25 protein-coding genes and 1 pseudogene are annotated in these 16,084 nt (G+C 65.3%); 6 read left to right on the top strand and 20 right to left on the bottom strand.

The genetic code is table 11. From position 1 onward, the window contains the following. The 15 genes from AC1DWC_RS25390 to AC1DWC_RS25320 form a co-directional block, all read right to left on the bottom strand. A partial coding sequence (locus AC1DWC_RS25390; protein ID WP_477912503.1) for a DUF7218 family protein occupies positions 1-261 on the bottom strand: 261 nt, incomplete at its 3' end. 368 nt (positions 262-629) lie between these two features. Next, complete coding sequence (locus tag AC1DWC_RS25385) at positions 630-971, bottom strand: gas vesicle protein K (RefSeq protein WP_477912501.1); 342 nt, start codon at positions 969-971, stop codon at positions 630-632. After that, on the bottom strand, positions 964-1,173 hold the full coding sequence (locus AC1DWC_RS25380; protein WP_477912507.1) for a gas vesicle protein: 210 nt from the start codon (positions 1,171-1,173) through the stop codon (positions 964-966). Before AC1DWC_RS25380 ends, AC1DWC_RS25385 begins: the two co-directional genes overlap by 8 nt. Before the next feature lie 5 nt (positions 1,174-1,178). After that, complete coding sequence (locus AC1DWC_RS25375) at positions 1,179-1,967, bottom strand: GvpL/GvpF family gas vesicle protein (protein WP_477912505.1); 789 nt, start codon at positions 1,965-1,967, stop codon at positions 1,179-1,181. After that, complete coding sequence (locus tag AC1DWC_RS25370; RefSeq protein ID WP_477912499.1) at positions 1,957-2,361, bottom strand: gas vesicle protein; 405 nt, start codon at positions 2,359-2,361, stop codon at positions 1,957-1,959. The genes AC1DWC_RS25375 and AC1DWC_RS25370 overlap by 11 nt, the downstream gene beginning before the upstream one ends. Then, on the bottom strand, positions 2,358-2,648 hold the full coding sequence (gene gvpO, locus AC1DWC_RS25365; protein WP_477912497.1) for a gas vesicle protein GvpO: 291 nt from the start codon (positions 2,646-2,648) through the stop codon (positions 2,358-2,360). Before gvpO ends, AC1DWC_RS25370 begins: the two co-directional genes overlap by 4 nt. Positions 2,649-2,655: 7 nt before the next feature. Further along, entirely contained in the window at positions 2,656-2,907 is a 252-nt protein-coding gene (locus AC1DWC_RS25360; protein WP_477912495.1) for a gas vesicle protein GvpG, read from the bottom strand. Positions 2,908-2,911: 4 nt separating this feature from the next. Then, a complete protein-coding gene (locus AC1DWC_RS25355; RefSeq protein WP_477912493.1) occupies positions 2,912-3,700 on the bottom strand; it encodes a GvpL/GvpF family gas vesicle protein in 789 nt (262 codons plus the stop codon). Next, positions 3,700-4,074: a gas vesicle protein GvpJ gene (gene gvpJ, locus AC1DWC_RS25350; RefSeq protein ID WP_477912491.1), complete on the bottom strand. Its 375-nt coding sequence runs from the start codon at positions 4,072-4,074 to the stop codon at positions 3,700-3,702. Before gvpJ ends, AC1DWC_RS25355 begins: the two co-directional genes overlap by 1 nt. Beyond that, complete coding sequence (locus AC1DWC_RS25345; protein WP_477912489.1) at positions 4,071-5,138, bottom strand: SRPBCC family protein; 1,068 nt, start codon at positions 5,136-5,138, stop codon at positions 4,071-4,073. The genes gvpJ and AC1DWC_RS25345 overlap by 4 nt, the downstream gene beginning before the upstream one ends. A gap of 5 nt (positions 5,139-5,143) precedes the next feature. Beyond that, positions 5,144-5,821: a hypothetical protein gene (locus tag AC1DWC_RS25340; protein WP_477912487.1), complete on the bottom strand. Its 678-nt coding sequence runs from the start codon at positions 5,819-5,821 to the stop codon at positions 5,144-5,146. 283 nt (positions 5,822-6,104) lie between these two features. Next, positions 6,105-6,491, bottom strand: coding sequence for a hypothetical protein (locus tag AC1DWC_RS25335; protein ID WP_477843735.1), 387 nt, complete (start codon positions 6,489-6,491; stop codon positions 6,105-6,107). 941 nt (positions 6,492-7,432) lie between these two features. Continuing rightward, positions 7,433-8,671, bottom strand: a complete 1,239-nt coding sequence (locus AC1DWC_RS25330; RefSeq protein ID WP_477912485.1) for a fatty acid desaturase family protein — start codon at positions 8,669-8,671, stop codon at positions 7,433-7,435. Between the two features lie 93 nt (positions 8,672-8,764). Further along, positions 8,765-8,920, bottom strand: a complete 156-nt coding sequence (locus tag AC1DWC_RS25325) for a DUF6131 family protein (RefSeq protein ID WP_477912483.1) — start codon at positions 8,918-8,920, stop codon at positions 8,765-8,767. Between the two features lie 61 nt (positions 8,921-8,981). Next, complete coding sequence (locus tag AC1DWC_RS25320; RefSeq protein ID WP_477912481.1) at positions 8,982-9,176, bottom strand: CsbD family protein; 195 nt, start codon at positions 9,174-9,176, stop codon at positions 8,982-8,984. 409 nt (positions 9,177-9,585) lie between these two features. Between AC1DWC_RS25320 and AC1DWC_RS25315 the strand changes: the two genes are divergently transcribed. Then, a complete protein-coding gene (locus tag AC1DWC_RS25315; protein WP_477912479.1) occupies positions 9,586-9,939 on the top strand; it encodes a YtxH domain-containing protein in 354 nt (117 codons plus the stop codon). Between the two features lie 286 nt (positions 9,940-10,225). On the opposite strand, the gene AC1DWC_RS25310 is transcribed toward AC1DWC_RS25315, so the two are convergent. Then, positions 10,226-10,384 (bottom strand): DUF4383 domain-containing protein, encoded by a 159-nt coding sequence (locus tag AC1DWC_RS25310; protein ID WP_477912477.1) that lies wholly within the window; start codon positions 10,382-10,384, stop codon positions 10,226-10,228. A 98-nt stretch (positions 10,385-10,482) separates the two neighbouring features. On the opposite strand from AC1DWC_RS25310, the gene AC1DWC_RS25305 reads away from it, so the two are divergent. The 3 genes from AC1DWC_RS25305 (at position 10,483) to AC1DWC_RS25295 (ending at position 12,417) form a co-directional block, all read left to right on the top strand. Next, on the top strand, positions 10,483-10,815 hold the full coding sequence (locus AC1DWC_RS25305; RefSeq protein WP_477912475.1) for a hypothetical protein: 333 nt from the start codon (positions 10,483-10,485) through the stop codon (positions 10,813-10,815). Between the two features lie 133 nt (positions 10,816-10,948). Beyond that, positions 10,949-11,122 (top strand): CsbD family protein, encoded by a 174-nt coding sequence (locus AC1DWC_RS25300; RefSeq protein WP_477912473.1) that lies wholly within the window; start codon positions 10,949-10,951, stop codon positions 11,120-11,122. 482 nt (positions 11,123-11,604) lie between these two features. After that, entirely contained in the window at positions 11,605-12,417 is an 813-nt protein-coding gene (locus AC1DWC_RS25295) for a DUF1206 domain-containing protein (RefSeq protein ID WP_477912471.1), read from the top strand. A 36-nt stretch (positions 12,418-12,453) separates the two neighbouring features. On the opposite strand, the gene AC1DWC_RS25290 is transcribed toward AC1DWC_RS25295, so the two are convergent. Beyond that, positions 12,454-12,609, bottom strand: a complete 156-nt coding sequence (locus tag AC1DWC_RS25290; protein WP_477843753.1) for a DUF6131 family protein — start codon at positions 12,607-12,609, stop codon at positions 12,454-12,456. 62 nt (positions 12,610-12,671) lie between these two features. After that, positions 12,672-13,082: a hypothetical protein gene (locus AC1DWC_RS25285; protein ID WP_477912469.1), complete on the bottom strand. Its 411-nt coding sequence runs from the start codon at positions 13,080-13,082 to the stop codon at positions 12,672-12,674. A gap of 719 nt (positions 13,083-13,801) precedes the next feature. Between AC1DWC_RS25285 and AC1DWC_RS25280 the strand changes: the two genes are divergently transcribed. Together AC1DWC_RS25280 and AC1DWC_RS25275 are read left to right on the top strand one after the other, a co-directional pair. Then, entirely contained in the window at positions 13,802-14,098 is a 297-nt protein-coding gene (locus AC1DWC_RS25280) for a hypothetical protein (RefSeq protein ID WP_477912467.1), read from the top strand. A 149-nt stretch (positions 14,099-14,247) separates the two neighbouring features. After that, positions 14,248-14,922, top strand: coding sequence for a PAS and ANTAR domain-containing protein (locus AC1DWC_RS25275; protein WP_477912465.1), 675 nt, complete (start codon positions 14,248-14,250; stop codon positions 14,920-14,922). A gap of 98 nt (positions 14,923-15,020) precedes the next feature. Here AC1DWC_RS25275 and AC1DWC_RS25270 read toward each other — a convergent pair. Both AC1DWC_RS25270 and AC1DWC_RS25265 read right to left on the bottom strand, forming a co-directional pair. After that, positions 15,021-15,624, bottom strand: a pseudogene (locus tag AC1DWC_RS25270) (flavodoxin family protein). A 332-nt stretch (positions 15,625-15,956) separates the two neighbouring features. After that, positions 15,957-16,084, bottom strand: a 128-nt coding sequence (locus AC1DWC_RS25265) for a Rho termination factor N-terminal domain-containing protein (RefSeq protein ID WP_477910697.1), incomplete at its 5' end; no start/stop codon positions are given.

The raw sequence follows: 16,084 nt of genomic DNA, 5'->3' as shown, positions 1-16,084 counted from the left end.
GCGTAATGCGTCGACAAGTTCCTTCTTCGTCAATTTCGAGTAGCCCGAGAGACCAACCTCCTTGGCGCGCTGCTTCAGCTCTGGGACAGTGCGGTCCTCGTAATCCGTCGCTGCCCCGCCCTTCCTGCCGATGCTGGAACGCCCACGGGCAGCGGCCGAGTTCGAGATCCGAGCCGCCTTCTCCTTCGAGTCACCCTTCTTGCGAAGTTCCTCGTACAGCTCCTGATCCTTCAGGTGTGGGTCCGAACCCTTCCGTGGCATTCGACTTCTCCTTTGAATCGCTTTCCAGGCGAGAGATACCCGTTGTGGCATGAGAAAACCCTGTTCGGCCCGGTTCGCCCGCGAAATACCGGTTCTGTGGAGCAACAGACGAAGGACTGGAGTCGTTGCCGATCCGTCGACCGTGCACCTCTTGGTCCAGTCGAGCACGACGGCAGAACTGCAGCAATGCAGCACTGACCGGCCAGGCTTGTCTTCGGCGCCACTCCTCGCTTCGCCGCTGGCGCTCAGGTCGGAACCGAGCCCGTTTCCCTGTCCCTCGCTCGGTGCTGCGCCAGGACATCGGCGAAGGCGGTGAACAACTTCGAGGGCGATGCATCCGACGCCGCAGCCGAGGTGACCGTGTGCCGTCACGGAGGCAACAGCGGACCCAGCGGCCCGAGGTCGATGTTGAGGTCCTCGGGGGTCAACCCGAAATGTTCCCGCAGTTCGGCCATGCGTTCCTCGAGGAGCATCAGTGTTGTCCCGATCCGCTCGATCTGCTCGTCGCTCAGATCTCCGTGCTCGACCCTGCGCAGTGCCTGCCGCTCCATCAGCTGACGCAACAATTCGACGAGGGTGAGAACCAGGGTGACCAGGCCGCGCTCGACCGACTCGGGGTCCGCGTCGATGCGTTGCGGCAGAACACGGTGTCCCTCCCCGGTCAGGGCATTCAGCTCGACCGACTCGGGCTGGCTGTCTGGATCAGTCATCGGTGGTGTCCGGCGCATCCGGGGCAGGCGCCAGTGCGCTGACCGACGCGATGAGGGTGCGCAGCGAGATCCGCACCATGTCCACGTCCGCCAGCGACAGCGTGACCTCGCCGGTGATGACGACCCCGCCGCCCAGCACCCGGTCGAGCAGGTCGACCAGAGCGATGCGGCGAGTGTCGTCCGCTGGGACCGGGGGGGCCATGTCCCTCATGGGTTCGCCTGGTCGATCCCCGAGAAGGAGTACGGAGGCCACGGTCCGGTCAGTTCCAGTGCCACACCCTGATGTTCGGTGTCGAGTGCCGCGACGACCGAAGCGAATTCGTCGGCGAGCTTGTCCTCCACCAGGTAGGTACCGTTGAAGATCATCCAGGCGCGTTTACCGGTGATCACCGGATCGGTCACCTGCTGACGCCGGCAGTCGACGGCATGACGACCGAGGACGGAATGGATCTCCTGCGCGTGGGCGGCCGCCCTGCGCTCGATGTCCTGTTGCGCCGCCAACTCCGCTCGCCTGCGCAGCAGATACGCAGTCCCTTTCCCGCGTCCGCCCTGCGAGCCGGGTTCCTCGGCGGGTGGCTGGGCGAGCAGTTTCGCGTCACCGTAGGCCTTGACTCCCCATTCACTTCGCCCCGTGACCTGCCTGAGTGCGGCAGCGAAATCTTGCTGCCGTTCGAGGAGAAGGGCGCGAATCCGATCATCGTCGAGGTACAGCGTGGCCAGTCGCAGCGGAATCGTGGGCCCACAGCGCAGGACGGCAGCCACCACACCGTCGTGGGCTCGCGCGGTCGCAGCCAGCCAGTCGAGGTCCTCGAGGTTGCGCTGCAGCGGGCCCTCCCCGAACTCACTCAAACTCACCGAGCCCACCACCGCGACCAAGCCCGCCGATGTCACCGACCGGACCGCTTCGCCGGCGACACCGGTCACCCCGGCCAGTTGGGCATCGTCGACGCCCTCGGACGCGATGCCATACAGCCACACGCCGTCACTATCGCTCATCGTCCTCGCCTCGCCGGTTGCCCTCAACCTCGATCGGCGTACCCGACTCCACCTCGAGACGCACCGACCGGTCGGACTCGAGGGCAGCGATCTTCTCCTTGAGCCTTCGGTTCTCGAGCTCGAGGTCGCTGCTCTTACCGGTCAACCAGGGATCGTTCTCCCACCAGTTGATCCCCACCTCCCTCGCCGTCTCCAGCGAGGCGATGACCAACCGCACCTTGATCGTCAGCAACTCGATGTCGAGGAGATTGACCTGGATGTCGCCGGCAATCACGAGACCCTTGTCCAGCACCCGCTCGAGGATGTCCCCGAGGTTCGTCGACTGGTGTCCGCCGGCCAGCCCCGCACTGCGGCTCTGCGGGAGGCGGTCGTCGTTGTCGCGGGAGATGGTCATCGCTGCCCCCCCGCGCTGTCACCAGCACCGCGGCTGTAGCGGCGGGTTCTGCGGTAGGACAGTAACTCTCCGTCCAGATCCAGCACGACCTCGTACAGTGCGAGCATGTCCGTCGAGGAAGGGACGCGCCGATCCTCGACAACTTCGACTTCGACGGTCCACCCGTCGTCGGTCGGCATCACCGACGTCGCACCGATCGGTTTCTTGCCCGTGAGCTCGGTGATGTCCCGCAGCGCGAGGGCGGCGATTTCCTGCGCCGACAGGGCCGGTGGCTCCTTCTGCTCCATGACCTCCTCACTCCTTCTCCGCAGTGGTGGCCGGGTCTGCCGTGGTCATCCGGTCCAGGATGGCCTGCTGCGCTTGCTCTTCCCCCTCGGCGGAGATTTCTCCCGCCGCGCGGGCTTCTTCCAACTCCTCGAGCGCGCGGCGGGCGGTGGCGGGGTCGTGCAGTTCCTCCTCGACCTGTCGCTGGATCAACTCGGCGAGCGAGATCACTCCACGCACCGGCGCGAGTGGCAGCGTGACAATGAACGACAGCAGTCCCATCGCCTCAGCCCTCCGGTGTCTGGGTCATCACGAAGTCATAGGCGGCGAGCGGTCCGAGTAGACGCATCTCAACCCTGCCGTCCCACTGCTCCGCCAACGCTCCCACCGCGTGCTCGAGCTCGTCCTGCCGGGCGACCTCGATGAGGACCGCCACGTGCGCGGCATCCTCCTCGTGAGTGGGTTCGCGGACTTTGACGGAGTCGGCCAGCGAGTCGAGTGCATCAACGACTGTGCGGGTGTCGTCCTCGCGTTTCACGACGATGGCGTTGGCCACGATTTCGCCGAGGGCCATTCGCGCGTCGCGGGTGGCGGCCTCCGGCTGGTCGCGGATCGTCTCCCTCAGTGCGCTGGCCTGCTCGTTCTCACCGATCACTTCCCACAGAAGGGCCTGTTCGACGTAGCGGCCCTTCACTACGAACTGCGCCTTACCCTCGAGTTGCTCCATGGCGGCGGCGAACTCGTCAGCGTGCGCGGTGAGTAGTTCGTCCTTCACCGCGTCGGCGTCGGTCAGGACCGCACCGAACCGCAGGGGAAGCACCGGTGCCACCCGCGCGGTTCCGTCCAGCAGGCGTGCGTGGGCTTGGAGGTCCGCGGGTTTACCGAGCGGCCGGTCCACCGGTATTTCGCTGACCAGCGCCGCGACATCGCCGTGTCTGATGGTGCTCACCCGTGAGTCGTCGACGCCGACGGCGTCGTCTTCGGTCTCCACGTCCGCGGGCACGATGCCGTAGACGTAGATGCCGGTGGGGTGCGGCTCCGCGGGTGCACCGGTGGCCTGGTTGGACGTGGACATCACGTGTCTCCTCGGCTGGATTTACGCGGCGCTCGCTCGCGTTCGGGTTCCTCGTCTCCGACACCGAGGAGTTCGCCGAGTTTGTCGCCGGCGGCCTCGAGTGCGCCCCTGGTTTTCGACCTGGCACCGCCTTCGGTTACGGACCCCACGATATCCGTCAGGCCCTTGGGCTCGCTGCCGATCTCGAGCCGGTTTACCGCCTCCGCGAATCGCAGATACGTGTCGACACTGGCGACGACGACGCGGGCGTCAATCGTCAGCAGTTCGATGCCGACCAGCGAGACCCGCACGTACGCGTCGATGATCATGCCTTTGTCGAGAATGGTGTCGATGACGTCGGCGAGGCTGCTCGAGCTGGGCCCACCGGTGGTCATCGGGAGGCTCCTTGCTTTGAGCCGGCGGACTGCGCGGCCGCGGTCTTGCGTGGGCGGGCTCGACGTTTCGACGGCGGCGCCTCGTCCTCGTCCTCCTCAGCGGCTCCCTCGTCCTCCTCAGCGGCTCCCTCGTCCACTTCGACTGCGTCCTCGTCCTCGGATTCCTCGCCGGCGTCCATTTCGTATTCGTCCTGCTCCGGCTCGACCACCTCGCCGTCCCGGATTTCCCCGGGCCAGCCCTCGACGTCGTCGGGATGTAGGACCGTGCTCGTCATGACATGGCGTTGGAAGTTCTTCAGCTCCAAGCGCATTCGCCGACCCTGGGCTCGCCAAAGGTTTCCCGTCTTCTCGAAGAAGCCCTGCGGGTGATACTCGAGCACGACGAGGATGCGGGTGAGATCGGGGGTCAGCTCGTGGAACGTCACGGCACCGTCGACGTATCCCTTCGCGCCCTTCGAACGCCAGACGATCCGTTCTGCGGGAACCTGCTCGATGATCGTCGATTCCCAGGTGCGGTGCGACCAGAAGACCTGCGCCTTCCATTGCAGCTTTTCATCGGTGACCTGCTCGACCAGTTCGAGCTTCTTCATGAATGACGGGAAGTCGGCGAACTGCGTCCATTGGTCGTACGCCAGTTGCACGGGGACACCGACGTCGATCGATTCGACGATGTTGGTGATCTTGAGTTTCTTGCCTTTGCCCTTCCCCTTGCCACCGTCGTCGTCGCCATCGCGGCCGCCGGTGACCGCGTCCTTGACGTCGGAGGCCTTGTCCTTGACCTTGTTCTTGGCACCTTCCCAGCCCCCACTGAGTGCGGCCTTGAGCGGCGATTGGCCCTCGGCCAGTTTCTCGGAACCGGTGACCGCGGCGAGCAAGCCTCCGCCGCCGCCCTCGGCGTACTCAGTGAGCCGCCCGGAGGTGTTCAGCACCTTGTCCGAGACCGAGGACAGCGCTTTGTCGGCGACAGTGCCGACCAACCTCTGCACCGCGTCCTGCAGCATGCTCGACGAGCCCTGCCCGTCGCCTGGTCCGGCCTCTCGTAGCTTGTTTGCGACGTTCGTCATCTCCATCACCCCCGTGCCCGTCGGACGGGCGCAGATTCCGTCGTGGCCTTGGCCCGTGTCCTGCGTTTGCGGGCAGGAGCCTCTTCGTCATCGTCTTCGTGGGACTTCGTGGTCCCCGACTTGCTGGTGGGCCGGGTGCTGCCGCCTGTGCTCCGGCGGCGCGCCGCGGGGCGTCTGGGTGGGGTCGGTTCCTCGTCGGCCTCGTCTTCGTCAGGCTCCTCGTAGTCGTCGGCCTCGTCTTCCTCGTCCGCGTAGTCGTTCTCCGGCTGTTCATCGGCAGGGGCGTCCTCGTCGGCCCGCGAACGAGCGCGCTTCTTGCGCCCGAATTTCCCCACTTTGGTGACATCATCGACAGTGTCCGTGACATCACTGACGGTTCCTGTGACCACCTGGCCACCCGATTGGAGCCGGTTGCTCAGCGAGTCGATGCGCCGGCTGGTAGCAGTGACCGCTGCTTCCTTCGCTGCGTTCACCAATTCTCCCCGGACCGTGTCGCCGATCTTCGCGAGCTCCGGGGAGCTCGCCAGCATTTTCGTGCCGCGTTCCAGCAAATCTCGCGGTCCTCCGGGGAAGCGTCCGGTTGCGCCCGCGGCCGCGAGCATCAGCGCCATCTTCATTCTGCGTGTCCGGCCCAGTAGATATCCCGCGCCGACGGCCACAGCCACCTGACCTCTAGTCTTCATCGTCGACCCCTTTACCTGAGTAGTTGCCGCGCACCCACCCCGACTTCGGCAGTGCGTCGCGGCCCTTCGGTGATGTGTCGCGAGACCGTGCGCGGTCGGCAGTGCACATTGCACCGACTACCCCAACCCGGCAACGCTCAACCACCGCCACAAACACTTCTTCGGCCGACTTCGTCGAAGGTCGTCGAGAACAAGGACCTCGCTCGTGATCACCGGTTACGCAATGCCGAGGAGTCGGGGCGCCGCCTTCTCATGAATCGGCCCGGCACACCGATCGATCAGGTCAGCCTGCCGCGGCTCGCACCGCCGCCACGATCACCATGGCAAGGAGTGCCAGCAACAGGACCACGAGGAGCACCGGCCCGAGGAGGAGTCCGAGGCCCAGGAGGAGAATCAGGGCAATCTTGGCCTTGCCGCTCAACCCGGACACCAGACCTTTGATCGCGGCCCACACAGGATTCTTACCCGTCAGGACGGCCCTCAGGCCTTCGAGTCCGGCTCTCATGCCCGCCCCGCCGTGTGCGACCTCCTCGACGAGCGTGTCCACCCACTCCTGGATCTTCTGCTGGAACTTCTCCGTCACCCTGGCGCGGCGATCCCGCATTTTCTCCAGGAGCCGGTGAATTTGGGCTTTCAGCCACTCGACGGCGGACTCGACCGGCCGCGGCACCCCGCTCCGTGCGGTGTCGGCAGGCCACCCGCGTTCGGTCTCCTTCGCTGACGGGTCCGGTCGGCGTGTGCGACTCGGTGAGGTGGACCGCCGCTGCGCGGACGTGCGGGACCCCTCACCTCCGGGACGCTTGCCGGCCGCCTGCTTCGCGGTGGTGGTCCGCCCCGGCGCACGCTCGGAGGTCGGGGCGCGGTCGGGGCGCTGTCGCCGGGGCGTGCGCGACGTCGATTCGCCGGTGGCGTCTGTTCGCCTTCGTAGAGGTGTCGGTTCCGCCCGCCGTGGGCTGCGTCGTGAGGTGGCTGTGGTCGCCCGCGTGGCCGTCGGTCGCCTGCGCGGCAGACGCCCGGTGCCTGTTGTGGTGGACGCCGTGGGCCTTTTCGCCGTCTTGGATGCCCGGGCTGTCGGCTTGGTTCTGGCGGTCGCATTCAGGCTGTCACCACCGGCGGTCTTGCCGTTGCCGACCGTGCCGTCTCGGTGCGATGTGACCGGTGTCCGGCCGTTTGTTCCAACTCGTGCACCCATATACAGCAGTTACCCGCAGGGCGATTCTCGGAAACCTATTCGGCGCCGGAACACTGCATGCACGAGGTGCCCCAACGCGGCGTCACCGGTGGCTGATCGACCACCTGGCTACTGGCAGTCTCTCTCGGTGCCCTGTACCTACCGATCAGAACGACCCGGCTGACATGGGCTCCGATTCCCGGAGTGATGGGATGGCCGAGCATCGGAGATCGGAGATCGGAGATCGCGCTCGGGTGATGGCGGAAGACGCCCAGATGGACGACTGTGGTCGAACCGCCATCCTTGCCCTTTCGGCTTCTGAAAACTCAGGGGCACAGGGGTGAGCGCGGGCGGTCCGGGCATTGGGCCGTTGCCCGCGGTGCAGGCGCGGCAATCGGCATCACTGAGTTCCGAGGCATCGCCCACCGCGCCAGGACGATCTATGCCCGGATCCTGTCTGCCGATGGCGCCTCGTGCCGGCGGGCGCGTTGCGTCAGGGCGGTGCGCAGTCCGACCCGTCGCCCGGTGTTTACGTCAGCGGGCAACGGGAGCGATGGGCGGAACCTCAGTTCGGAGGCCGTTTCCGGCGCATCATCGGAGGTCTCACGCAGGAATCGGTCGGGCAGGGCGAGTTTATGGATAGTCCGCAGCGTCAGAAGGTACTGCCGTGCCAGCGACCCGGTGGTGTACGGCAGGTCGTACTTTTCGCACAAGGCGCGCACCTTGGTGGAGATCCCCGCATAGCGGTTGCTGGGGAGATCGGGAAACAGGTGATGTTCGATCTGGTAGCAGAGGTTGCCGCTCAGGAACGCCAGCACCGGGCCGGCGCGGAAGTTCGCGGCGCCGAGCATCTGACGCAGATACCATTCCGCCTGGCTCTCGTCCTCGAGTTCAGTGAGGGTGAATTTCTCGGCTCCGTCGGGAAAGTGCCCGCAGAAGATCACCACGTAGGCCCACACGTTCCGCAGCAGGTTAGCGGTCAGGTTAGCCGTGAGGGTTCGTCGCCAGCGGCGTCCGCGGAGGACGGGGATGAGCAGGTAGTCCTTTCCCGTCTGGCGGGCGACCTTCCCAATCAACGCTCTGCGATGCGCCGATTTCTCGGCGTCTGTGTCGGCGCGGGCCTGTTCGGAATACAGGTCGTGCAGGGCGATGCCCCATTCGAATGTCGCCGCCAACAACAGGTTTCGTACCGGTTGCAACAGATTGTCCAGCTTCCATGGCTGGTCGCGGGTGATCCTGATGACGCCGTAGCCGAGGTCGTCGTCCATCCCGACAACGTTGCTGAACACGTGGTGGCGGTAATTGTGGGAGTAACGCCACTGCGACGACGGGCCGACCATGTCCCATTCCCAGGTGCTGGAGTGGATTTCCGGGTCGTTCATCCAGTCCCACTGCCCGTGACAGACGTTGTGGCCGATCTCCATGTTCTCCACACTCTTGGCCACACCGAGCGCCGTCGCCCCGAGAATCCACCCCGCCGGCGACCTACTACCGTGGATCACCAACCGGGCCGCCGTATCGAGCAGCCGTTGGAAGGCGATGGTTCGGCGGATATATCTGGCGTCCTTCTCGCCGAGCGACTCGGTGACGTCCTGCCGGATACTGTCCAGTTCGGCGCGCAGCGCGTCGACGTCGTCAGCTGTGAGGTGCGCGTATTCCTTGATGTCGGAGATCGCCATGCGTCTGCTCCAGATTCCGGACCTTCACCCCCACCGCGAACGTCGCGGCGCGGTCGGGTCCGGTGTGGACTGCAACTCACTCGGACTACTGGGTCAGTAGTAGTGGCGTCGGCCCGCCACAGCGTGGCCGGTCATGCCCATGATCTCGAGCACCACGCCGATGACGATAAGGGCGACCCCGATGTACAACAGGACGGGAATGCTGGCGACCACGCCGACGATGGCGAGGATGATTCCGAGAATGAACATGATGACGACCTGATTTCGGGAGAGAGACTGGGGATGAGGTATCGAGCGGTGTGAGCGCGGGTCAGTGCTTGAAGGCGTGCTTGATCTTCTGTCCCGCCTGCTTGAGCTTGTCCCCGGTTTGCTTGGTATTGCCCTTGGCCTGGTCTGCGCTCCCCTCAGCTTCCATGCGTTCGTTTCCGAGAGCCTTACCGACCGTCTTCTTGGCTGCGCCCTCTGCGGTTTCAGCCTTGTGCCGAAGCTTCTTCCCGATGCTCATGGCGGTACTTCTTCTCTCTTGGGTGATCGGCCCGCGCGGGCGCGGGGGCCGAGGGTTGTTCGCTTCTGTGCGGCGCCAGTGTGCGATGTCGTGGCGGCGCCCATCGGGGTGGTTCATCCCGAGGTGCCACAGGTCGAGTGCTTCCACCGGAGGGCCTCAACCTTCGGGTTGCCCACTTGACGCCTGGACCAAACCCGTCTCATCGACGGCACGGTTTCCACACACCAACGGCGCGGTCTTCCGAAGGCCCGCACCCGTGTCGATGGGCGAGATCCGCAGCCTGCTGTTCGCCGATTCATCGTGACGCACATCGGCGGTTTGCACTCGGCAGCTGCGGGCATACCTGTAGCAGGGCGTTCTGACGACGATTCGGCTGACCGCCCGTCTCACACAACAATCGGGAGATGTCATGGAGAAAACGTTGTTCTTCGCAGCGGGGGCGGCCGTGGGCTTCGTTCTGGGAACCTGGGCTGGCAGGCAAACCTACGAGAAGATGAGGGATCAGTCCGTCGAGCTCTGGCACAACCCCACCGTGAAGGAAAAGGTGAGCGGCGCGACAGAGACCGTGAAGGATAAGGCCCCGAAGCTGCAGCAGAAGGTCGGTGCCCTGGCGAAGAAGGCTACCCACCACGGCGCCGACGGCGCTGACACGAGCGCGATCACCGCCTCCACCGCCGAGGCGCCGCTGGAAGAAGCTGCGACCCCAACTCCGGCGGCGGAACCGACCGTGTCACCGCCGATGGGCGGCAAGCGCACCCCCTGAGCAGGCAGACGGCGCGGCCTGGCGTGGCGGCCTGTCCACGCGGATCGCGCCGCAGTTGTGTGTACCCAGCTGCGGTGACGTCTGCGATGCTCGCGCTGGGTATGGCGCAATAACGGGCCCCGGCCACTCGACCGGAGAATGCGGAAGATGCGGATCGGCTGCGGTCGTGGTGCCGAGGCGCGGCATCGCGAAGAAACGGCGATCATCGCCAGACCCAGCCGAAATGGAGCCAGTAGTTGGCCGGGTTGGTGGGCAGAGAAGTCCGCCCCGGATGCTTCGTCGACGATCAGGCCGTAGACCACAACAACAGATTGATGATTCCCCCGAGCACCAGGAAGAGCACGGACGTGCCGACCGTGCTGCACGCAGCCACACCGACCACGCCGGACATCAGATGTACGACGTTGTGCAGGACCGAGACCTCGTCGTGTACCCAACCGAGCACCGAATCCGGAGGGGCAACCTAAACGCGCCGCGGACGGAGCAACGGGCGTTCACCGTCGCCGGCGTTTGCACTCGCACCCGAGCGGGCATACCTACATCATGCGCAATCTGTGGATAGGAATGATCATCGGCGCCGCCACGGGAGCCGCCATCGGTGCGATCGTCGACGGAAGCAGGCGGGCGCGACTCGTTGCAGTCGAGGCCGGCCACACCGTCGCCCAGGCTGTCAAGGAGCACGTCCCCGAGGCCAGGGAACGGCTGCAGGAGATTGACCTGCCCGGCAAGGCGCACGAGATTCTCGACCGGGCTGCCGAGTCGCAGGCCGCCGACGCGGCGCGGCACGCGGCGCAGAACCTGGCGGACGCTGCGAAACACGCCGCCGGGACGGCTTCGAGCACCTTGCATCACCACGACGCCGCCGACGAGCAATGACAACGAATCCCGCCGAGAGCCGTTAGACATCGCCGGGATTGGGTATCCAGGCCCTGGCCGCGTGATCATGTCGATTCATGCGGCTGACTGTCCGCGAACCCGCGGCAGGATCAGCCAGTACAAAGGAGTCACAATGGGCGCCGTCGACAAGGCGAAGAACAAGGCCGAAGAGTTGGCAGGGAAGGCCAAGGAGAAGGTCGGAGAGGCCACCGGCGACAAGGACACTGAGGCGGAGGGCCGCAAGGACCAGACAAAAGGCAACCTCAAGCAGGCCGGCGAGAAGGTCAAAGACGCCTTCAAGGACTGACCGACACATTGATGACGCCCGCTCGTGGGACGACGAGCACGAGCGGGCGGGGGCGCGGCGCCAGCGGCCATTCAACGCAAGGTCTCGTGTCACGTGACCACACTGCTACGGCAGCAGGACGCCCGTCATCATCGGCCACATCGTCGTGCGCTGCCGGCGATTTGGCCGGTCCCAAGACGTGCGTCATGGGCCTTCTTGCTGAATGTCCCGGGCGCGCGCTGCTGTTCGTCCGCCACCGAAATCGCCGGATGGATCTAGGCCATGCGCTCTCTCAGCGGCCCTCGACCCGATCCCACAGGCTCGTCCACCACGCCCAAGGGCTCCGGGGCGACGTCCGACGACGAAGAACGCCACATCCAGACTCGACCGAGGACACCGAATCGGGGTGTCGGTCCGGCCCATCAATCGGCGTGTGACGGGCCGAGGACCAATCCTGACCGACCCGGATCCGGCATCGGGTCGACACCAGGAGGATCGCCGCCGTGAGCAATAGCGTCACTGACTCCGCCGCGGAACGGGTAGCGCAGAATAGTGTCTTCGAGCGGTTCGCCCGCGCGGGATACGTCACCAGCGGCCTCGTCCACCTCATCATCGGCTACATCGCCATCCGGCTCGCCCTCGGCGGGCGCGGCGCGGCCGACCAGTCCGGGGCGCTGGCCGAGTTGGCGAGCAAGCCGGGCGGTATGCCCGCGATGTGGGCGGCCACCGTCGCGTTCGCGGCGATGGCGCTCTGGCGTCTTGCCGAAACGGTATTCGGACGTTCGACCGATCCGAAAGACCAAGGCCCTGTGTCCGAGGTCTTTGACCGCGGCAGGGCCTTCGCCCTGGCGGTCGTCTACCTCGCATTCGCCTACTCCACCTTGGGATTCGCGCGCGGGCGCGGAAAGTCCACCGGGCAGCAGGACGCGGGAATCAGTGCGCACATGATGCAATCCGCGGCAGGCACCGTCGCACTCGTGGCGGCCGGGCTGGTGATCGTGGCGGTCGGCGGATATCACGTCTACAAGGGCGCGAGCCAGAACTTCCTCGAGGACCTCCACGGCGCGCCCAGCAATTTCGTGAGAACACTGGGTACCGCCGGTTACGTCGCGAAGGGACTCGTACTCGCCGAGGTGGGGGTGCTAGTCGTCGTCGCCGCGATCGTGTCGGATCCGAACCGAGCGACCGGACTCGACGGCGCGCTGAAATCGCTTCTGAGCCAACCCTTCGGGCCCGTGCTCGTCGTCGTTGCGGGTCTCGGGTTCATCACCTACGGCCTATATAGCTTCGCTATGGCCCGGTACATCAAAATGTGATCGTCAGGGTGTCCGCGGGGGCACTGGTGAACAGTGTCAGTACCAGTGCCTCCTGCCGCCCACAGCGCGGCCGCTCGCACCCATCAGAGCGAGGATCACGCCAACCACGATGAGCACGATCCCGATGGTCCACAGGATCGAGATCCCGGCGAGAAAGCCGATCAGCAGCAGAATCAAACCGAGCACAATCATGGCTGTCTTCCGTTAGGGAGGTTCGTGCGTCCACTCGCGTCCTGTTGCTCACAACGCCAGGTTTAGGGGCAGGCGGGCGCGACGAGGTTGTAGATGTTCTCGGCCTGTTCCGGTGTCGGCCTGTTGCCGTCATTCGCGGCCAGCGTCTCGATCTCTACGGTCACGGTCTGCTTGTCTGCCCCGGCTGCGAGGTGAGTGCATGATTCGGTGACGATCTTCTCGATGTCCTCGTCACTCCGGTTCTCCGCCAGCTCCGAGTATCCGGTACGGAACGCGGCGACGAAGGCCGTGAGCTTGGCCTCGTCGACGGCCGATTCCACGCTCGTGACAACGCCACTGGTGCCGTGGGCGGGCATCTCATTCCCGTCATCGTCGGAGCCACATGCGACGAGAGCAAACAAGCCCGCCGCGGCAATGGTCAGTGCTGTTGAGTTCCTCATGTCATCGGTGTTCCCCCGGGAATGCCTGCTCAAACTCGGCAGCCTGCTCGGCCCATGCAGTGACCTGGGTTCGTCAACTCGGACGTCGTACATCACCCGCTTGTTGTGCAGGAACGTGGGGATGTCTCCTGTTCTTGCCGGTGTGCCGGTCGAGTAATGCCTCCGTGAAGAGGTTGCCCAGCCGCCCGTCGAAGTAGCCACCCGAACATCGGATTGTCTAATGACCCACGCTGAAGCTGACCCAAAGGTGACTGCGACGAGCGCCGCGGTGACGTCTGTGGTCGCCGCAATCTGGAGCCAGCCTGCCGAAGGCAGCGCATCACATTCCCTCGTCCGTGCCTGCTTGAATCACGCGCCGATTGGGTACACGACCCGGTATGAGAGAACTCGATGCATTGCTAGGTGCCCCGTCTGCACTCGCCTCGGCGGTACGCAGAGCGGGAGTCTTTCACCCGGAAGGTGTGCTCGCGCAGGGGCACGCGGAGCTGGGAGGACACTGGTGGCCGTTTCAAGGCCGGATACCAGTGACCGCCCGACTCTTCCGAGGGGTCGGCATCCCCGATGGCTTGCCTGATGTACTGGGGCTGGCGGTCCGATTGCATCGGACCAGCGGCCCATGGGACTTGCTGCTGGCGTCAGCTCGACTTTCCACGCGAGTCGTGCTCTGGCCGGCCCGCGGCTGGGCCAGCGCACGTTATAGCAGCGTCACAGCCTATTGCACCGAAGACGGGCCTCCCACCTGGGTGTTCGCCGTGCCCGACATCGGGCAGCCACGGACGGGCTCGACCGCAGCGCTAGTCGACGGCGACCCGTTGCACTTCACCCTGTCCCTGGCGACCGCCCGCGGCCAGGCGAAGGCGGCGGGCCGGATCTCGCTGGATTCCCCGACCGCGGTCGCCGCCGAGGACAAGCAGCCCGCGTTCGATCCGGTGATCAACCTCCCGGCCGAGCTGCGGATGTGGCCGGAATGGCTTGCCGCCCCACGGAGGGTGGCGTACCGGGCAAGCTGGGGCGGGCGCGGCGCGGCGCTTCCCAAGCCCGAATCCTAGCCACGCGATTTGCGCACGCCCCTTGGGTGGCGTGCACGCGGATGATTGGCGATCGCTAACATTCCCGCCGATCCGTTCCTGTCGGGAAGGTCTACTTGCGGGCACCCTGGAAATACGCCAGGGCGTCCACTTAGTGCCAGACTGGGTAGGTGACCACAGCCGAGGGCGACTTCCAAGAGGGCGACCTCCTCATGTCGGGGCGCGTCCAGTCGATCGGCAGCTTCTGCTTCTACTTCGAGGGCGAGCGCTGGGAATGGTCGGATGCGGTCGCCCGGATGCACGGCTACGAGCCGGGCGAGGTCACGCCGACGACCGAATTGCTCCTCCAGCACAAGCATCCTGACGACCGGGAAAGTGTCGCCGACCTCCTCCAGCGTGTTCTGCACGACGGCGAGTCGTTCAGCAGCCGGCACCGGATCATCGACACCACCGGCCACGTCCACTACATGGTCGTGGTTGCCCACCGGATCATGAGCGAGGGTCACGCGACCGGCACCTCCGGCTTCTACGTCGACGTCACCAACTCCGTCCAGGACGACACTCGTCGGGTCCTCGCCGAAAAACTGCCCGAGGTCGTTGAGGCCCGCGCCACGATCGAACAAGCCAAGGGTGTCCTGATGGCCGTCTACGGCATCGACGCCGATCACGCCTTCGAAGTACTGGTCTGGTGCTCACAGGAATCGAACGTCAAACTCCGCGTGATCGCCGAGCAGTTGGTCGCGGCATTGCCCACTGCGGTCAAGATGCCGCCAGATCTCCGTAGTCGATTCGACCATCTCCTGTTGTCAGTCGGCCATGCTGGTAACGACGAGGCGAGCCAATAGATTTCGGCGGGGTGCACCCTTGGCGCACCCCTCTCAGCCTGTCGCTTCGTCGCTGTGGTGAGTGCGACACGCGGCGGCCGCGCTCGTCGTCCCAGTCGTCAGCGCGGCGGCGGATAGGGACGGTTGCGCAGCGAATCGGCCAGGTGAACGGCGTTACTTGCCAGAACTGCATTCGCGGATGCCACGGCGTCCGGGATGCCGGCGAGTTTGTCGCCGGGCGTCATGGCTTCACCGTTCCAGTAGTGCAGCCTTGGGTGTGAATCGTGAATCCACAGTCATTCAGCGCCTGGTACAGGTCCGCGGCGATCCGGTGCGCACCGTCCTCGTTGCCCACCACGGCAGCAACGGGCACCTTGTCGAACAGGTTTGGTCGCCCCTCGTCGTCGGTCTCGGAGAACTCGGCGTCCAGCCTTTCGAGGGCACGTTTGGCCACACTCGACATCTGGCCCAGCCAGGTGGGCGTCGAGACGAGAAGGATGTCGGCGGAAACGATGCTGCGGCGAATCTCGGGCCACTGGTCTCCGTCGCGTACGTCCGTCTCGACGCCAGGCCGGACGTCATAGTCCACGAGCCGGATGCTGTCGCCGCCGACGTCGAACCTCTCCAACTCCGTGAGTACTTGCCGAGCGATCAGTTCGCTGCTCGAGGGAGCAGGCGAAGGCTTGGGGTGCAGGTCAAGGCGACAGCAGTCAGAACCGTCATGCCGCAGGGGTACCCCGCCCCGCCGAAAACATGCCACCGCTCAACTGACAACGGTGCAGGCGGGGAGGTTCCTTCGAGGACCGGGCATCAGATCCTGGTCGGCGTTCGGCAATTGCCACGTCGCTCGGTGTTCTACCGATGCGTAGACCTGCCCGTTGATGGGTACGTCGAATGACATGGAGATGTGCCGGTTCGAGGGACACCTGCGCAGGTGGTCCGGGCCGCGGTCGTTCGGGGCCTGGAGTTGCTGGCGCAGACCTCGATCGGGCAAGGGAACTAGATCGACCAAGCCAGCGCCAGCACGCGCAGTTGCAGTTCGCGTGCAGCCGCAGCTAGTGATTGCGTAATGCGTCGACAAGTTCCTTCTTCGTCAATTTCGAGTAGCCCGAGAGACCAACCTCCTTGGCGCGCTGCTTCAGCTCTGGGACAGTGCGGTCCTCGTAATCCGTCGCTGCCCCGC

It is taken from the genome of Rhodococcus sp. P4_C10, assembly GCF_056402135.1.
Note: the sequence above shows the minus strand (reverse complement) of the source record. Positions and strands in the feature narration are given on the sequence as shown.

What these genes read in the sequence shown, in the direction of transcription:
- AC1DWC_RS25385 (WP_477912501.1), bottom strand. Translation starts at nt 971, where the DNA reads ATGACTGATCCAGACAGCCAGCCCGAGTCGGTCGAGCTGAATGCCCTG.
- AC1DWC_RS25380 (WP_477912507.1), bottom strand. Translation starts at nt 1,173, where the DNA reads ATGGCCCCCCCGGTCCCAGCGGACGACACTCGCCGCATCGCTCTGGTC.
- AC1DWC_RS25375 (WP_477912505.1), bottom strand. Translation starts at nt 1,967, where the DNA reads ATGAGCGATAGTGACGGCGTGTGGCTGTATGGCATCGCGTCCGAGGGC.
- AC1DWC_RS25370 (WP_477912499.1), bottom strand. Translation starts at nt 2,361, where the DNA reads ATGACCATCTCCCGCGACAACGACGACCGCCTCCCGCAGAGCCGCAGT.
- gvpO (WP_477912497.1), bottom strand. Translation starts at nt 2,648, where the DNA reads ATGGAGCAGAAGGAGCCACCGGCCCTGTCGGCGCAGGAAATCGCCGCC.
- AC1DWC_RS25360 (WP_477912495.1), bottom strand. Translation starts at nt 2,907, where the DNA reads ATGGGACTGCTGTCGTTCATTGTCACGCTGCCACTCGCGCCGGTGCGT.
- AC1DWC_RS25355 (WP_477912493.1), bottom strand. Translation starts at nt 3,700, where the DNA reads ATGTCCACGTCCAACCAGGCCACCGGTGCACCCGCGGAGCCGCACCCC.
- gvpJ (WP_477912491.1), bottom strand. Translation starts at nt 4,074, where the DNA reads ATGACCACCGGTGGGCCCAGCTCGAGCAGCCTCGCCGACGTCATCGAC.
- AC1DWC_RS25345 (WP_477912489.1), bottom strand. Translation starts at nt 5,138, where the DNA reads ATGACGAACGTCGCAAACAAGCTACGAGAGGCCGGACCAGGCGACGGG.
- AC1DWC_RS25340 (WP_477912487.1), bottom strand. Translation starts at nt 5,821, where the DNA reads ATGAAGACTAGAGGTCAGGTGGCTGTGGCCGTCGGCGCGGGATATCTA.
- AC1DWC_RS25330 (WP_477912485.1), bottom strand. Translation starts at nt 8,671, where the DNA reads ATGGCGATCTCCGACATCAAGGAATACGCGCACCTCACAGCTGACGAC.
- AC1DWC_RS25325 (WP_477912483.1), bottom strand. Translation starts at nt 8,920, where the DNA reads ATGTTCATTCTCGGAATCATCCTCGCCATCGTCGGCGTGGTCGCCAGC.
- AC1DWC_RS25320 (WP_477912481.1), bottom strand. Translation starts at nt 9,176, where the DNA reads ATGAGCATCGGGAAGAAGCTTCGGCACAAGGCTGAAACCGCAGAGGGC.
- AC1DWC_RS25315 (WP_477912479.1), top strand. Translation starts at nt 9,586, where the DNA reads ATGGAGAAAACGTTGTTCTTCGCAGCGGGGGCGGCCGTGGGCTTCGTT.
- AC1DWC_RS25305 (WP_477912475.1), top strand. Translation starts at nt 10,483, where the DNA reads ATGCGCAATCTGTGGATAGGAATGATCATCGGCGCCGCCACGGGAGCC.
- AC1DWC_RS25300 (WP_477912473.1), top strand. Translation starts at nt 10,949, where the DNA reads ATGGGCGCCGTCGACAAGGCGAAGAACAAGGCCGAAGAGTTGGCAGGG.
- AC1DWC_RS25290 (WP_477843753.1), bottom strand. Translation starts at nt 12,609, where the DNA reads ATGATTGTGCTCGGTTTGATTCTGCTGCTGATCGGCTTTCTCGCCGGG.